Below are 3593 nucleotides of genomic sequence, written 5' to 3'. Positions count from 1 at the left end.
GGCTGAGGCGAGGGAAGATCAAGGCGACGATCCCCGAGAAGGCGGACCAGATAGCGCGACGCAAGGCGAAAGGCTCTAGGGGAGGGCGCCCGCCGGCGTTCGACCCGGAGGTTTACAAGCGGCGCAACGTCGTGGAGCGGTTCTTCAACCGGGTCAAAGAGTTCCGGGCCGCGGCCACCCGCTATGACAAGCACGCCCGCAACTACCGCGCCGGAATCGTCTTGGCGGCCACAATCACCTTGCCCACAGACTTATGAGACACACCCTAGCAGCGCAGGCCGGCCACGGGGTCCGCGCTGAGATCTACGTCACGAGAACACGCGAGGGTCCTGACGCCCGCGCCAAGCCCGCTGGGCCCAGCGCCCATTTTGGTCAGGTTTCCGGTTACCTCGAACCCTCTAACAGCGAATCGGCAACCCGCGCATAGCCTCTGACCTGCGAAAACGAGCCGCCTAAGGGGATCGAACCCTTGACCTATTCACTCCCAGATCGGGGTTTTCAACAGTTTTCGATGGCTGCCGTCCGTGTTGATTGTTGCTGGTCAGCGCGGAGGCGTGGTTGCTGTTGGGCGCGGACGGTGTTCAGCGGTTGGCGTTGATTTCGATGGGTAAGCGATGACCGCGCGGCGAGGCTGCTGCGGGGACGCTGGTATCCGGCAGCGGAGCGCCCCGGAGCGCGCCTCGCCGCTGCGCCCGCCGGCCCGGTCAGGCTGGCGGGCGCGCCTTTTGTTGCCCGATGCCGTCCGCCCCGGTCCCAGCCTCGCCTCCATCCCTCGCACCGGCTTTCCCCGACGCCGCGCGGCCGGCCGCAGCCCCGGAGCCGGCTTCGCCGGCCGCGGCGCGCGCCGCCGGGGCGAGGCAGTTCATCACCAGGTTGCACATCGCGTCCTTCTCGGCCGGCTGGGACAGCGCGATCATCAGGGTCAGTCCGGCAAGCGCGGCGTTGTCGATGACGGGCGCGCCGTCGAGCTCGCGCAGCACGCCGTTGCGTTCGAGGAAGTAGGCGAACAGCGCTGCGGCGATCCGTTTGTTGCCGTCCACGAACGAGTGGTTCTTCACCACCAGGTAGAGCCGGTTGGCGGCCTTCTCCTGCACGCTCGGGTAGAACTCGCGGCCGTCGAACCCCTGGTAGATGGTCGCCACTGAACTGGAGAAGGACCCGTCCCGCTCCGCTCCGAACAGCGCCGAGTCCTGCCCCTGCCGCATCGAGTCAACAAAAGCGCGCGCCTCGCCATAAGTCAGCTCCCAACTGCCCCGGGTGCCCGGCGGCTTCGGCAGACGCTGGTGGTCGTAATCATCCAGCAGGGTAAGCCCTTCAGCGTAGACCTGGAGGACGCTCGTAACGCCGGCGATCTCCGGCGCCGCCGAGCGGGCCACAATCTCCAACGCAAGGTGCAACTGGTCGAGCCGCCGCTGGTTGACCGTGTAGCCGCGGGTCAAATGGTCCCGCAGAACGGTGGTGGCCCACCGCCGGAAACGCACTCCCTCCGTGGACTTCACGCGGTAGCCGACAGCGATGACCACCTCAAGGTCGTACAGCGTACCTGGTCGGCCCGGCGAAGTTCTATGCACATTCTGCATGAAACTGCCGGGAAGGATCTCGCCCTCCCTCTTCGCGTTGGCCACGTGCCGAGAGATGACCGACTGATCCCGTTGGAACAAGGCGGCCAGTTGCTCCTGCGTCAGCCAAACGGTGTCCCGCTCAAGCCGAACGTCTATCGCGGTGGAGCCGTCCTCGGACTGGTAGATGACGATGCCGCTGGGGTCGGCCCCGGTGTTCACGTCGCTCATGTGCGTCCTCCTCGGTCGGTGGTGGAACCAGTCTTGCGCATGGGTCTGACGTAACCCCCGGGGCGCGGGGCCTATGCCCAACGAGACCTGCGGCGTCAGGTCGGCGGCACGTCCAACGAGTGAACGGCTTTGCGCAGGCTTCACGCCCGAGGCTGTTTGCGGCAGTCTCCGCGGCCGCGCCGACAGTTGTGCTCGCCGACGGTTCGCCGCGCAGCGCGTTGGCCTCGCGCTTGCTGATCGCCTTGACTCCTCACCCCTTTTGGCGCGGCGGTTCGCTGCCGGCTCCACCATCACTCTCGCGCGCCGGGTAGAGCCGGTGTGGCCGGCCGCAGAGCGGCGCCCTCCCTACCGCCCGAACGCGTCCGCACAGGGCAGCGGTCAAACCGGCCCCCGGGACCGTTCTAGATGACGCCCTACCCCGCACGTGCAGGGCCCAAAGTTGTGGCAATTTCGTGGTTTGGCCACATTCCGGCCTCCTCCTCGTCAGGAAAAACCACCCCTGACCAGGAACTCTAGGAGCCGCCTAAGGGAATCGAACCCTTGACCTATTCATTACGAGTGAATCGCTCTGCCGACTGAGCTAAGGCGGCCTGCCCGCCAGCACCACCAAAAGCGGCGCGCGCAGCGCGTACCACCCTAGCGCAGGCCACGCGCAGGTCCAACACGGTTTCTCCTCTGCCCGATGCCGTCCAGCCAAGGCCCGCTCAGCCGGTAGTGGCCGGGACGCGCAGCGGGCGCGGTTCGGCGGGCGCCGTGAACCTTATTTGATCGCGCGGCCGCCCGACGGGAATGGGCGCGGCCGCGTCGGCGTTATGCCGTCAGCGATGAAAGCAGTGTCTTGGGGGGACGGGAATTGGGCGCGGGCGCGGTCGGCGCGGTGCTCATGGCGGGCCTTGCCCTGGGGGCGGGGCCAGTCCCCGCCGAAGGCGCGGAGGCTGCGGGCACCTTGACGCTGGTGGTCAACTCGACCGCCAACACGGGCAGCGATGCCCCCAAAGGGGCCAACCGCCAACCGATCGACCTGGGTTGGGTGAAGTCGTCGACGAACTGGTCGATCATCAACAGCACGTTCAGCGACATCCGGGTGGACGCGTTGGACAAGACCGAGGCAACAATCGAATTGTCCATCGGCGCCTCCCCTAACGGGACCAATCTGATCAGCGGCAACAGGTTTGACAATGCCAAGTTGTCGGTCCCGGCTGACAAGCAGGGCGTGGCGATCTATTGGAACTCGGGCAACAGCAGCCTCGGAAACACGGTCGCGTCGAACCTCGTGATCGAAGACAACGAGTTTGACGGCTACCACGCGGAGACCATCCGTCTGCACCAGACCGGCACGGTCCCGGTCCGGCGCAACGTCTTTGGAACGGCCACCAAGTCGCAATCTCCGGCTGACAAGACTGAGAACGAGGAGGCGGCAACCTCCGACGCGATGATGGTGAACGCCAGCACCGCTTCCGACCGGAAAATCCTCACCTGGTATCCCCAGGACGGCACCGTCACGCTGGTGAATTGCGAGTTGCAAGTGGTAGTTGTCGCGCCCACCGGCACACCGGCGCCCAAGGCGCCGGTCACGCTCGACTTCTACTGGACCGCCGGCGCAACCGCCGAAACGCATCTCGGCACCGTCGAGGGCTTGACCCAAGGGGGCACCGTCACCGTGCCCGAACTGCCTCCCGCCAAAGGTTATATCCGCCTCCAGACCCAGGGTTCGGGCAACCAGCCCGAGTCCTCCCAGTATTCGCGAACCGTGACCAACGTTTCTTCGATCAACTGTCCCCCCAGCGTGGAGATCGACTTGCG

3 protein-coding genes and 1 tRNA gene are annotated in these 3593 nt (G+C 66.1%); 2 read left to right on the top strand and 2 right to left on the bottom strand.

What is annotated here, in order from left to right:
• On the top strand, positions 1-257 hold a 257-nt coding region (locus tag LBC97_13095; GenBank protein MDR2566961.1), incomplete at its 5' end, for a transposase.
• 447 nt (positions 258-704) lie between these two features.
• On the opposite strand, the gene LBC97_13090 is transcribed toward LBC97_13095, so the two are convergent.
• Positions 705-1790, bottom strand: coding sequence for a virulence protein RhuM/Fic/DOC family protein (locus LBC97_13090; protein ID MDR2566960.1), 1086 nt, complete (start codon positions 1788-1790; stop codon positions 705-707).
• A 517-nt stretch (positions 1791-2307) separates the two neighbouring features.
• Positions 2308-2380: transfer RNA gene (locus tag LBC97_13085), tRNA-Thr, on the bottom strand.
• 248 nt (positions 2381-2628) lie between these two features.
• Between LBC97_13085 and LBC97_13080 the strand changes: the two genes are divergently transcribed.
• Positions 2629-3593: hypothetical protein (locus tag LBC97_13080; protein ID MDR2566959.1), on the top strand; the 965-nt coding region annotated here is incomplete at its 3' end.

The organism is Bifidobacteriaceae bacterium (genome assembly GCA_031281585.1).
Taxonomy (GTDB): Bacteria; Actinomycetota; Actinomycetes; order Actinomycetales; family WQXJ01; genus JAIRTF01.
Note: the sequence above shows the minus strand (reverse complement) of the source record. Positions and strands in the feature narration are given on the sequence as shown.

What these genes read in the sequence shown, in the direction of transcription:
- LBC97_13090 (MDR2566960.1), bottom strand. Translation starts at nt 1,790, where the DNA reads ATGAGCGACGTGAACACCGGGGCCGACCCCAGCGGCATCGTCATCTAC.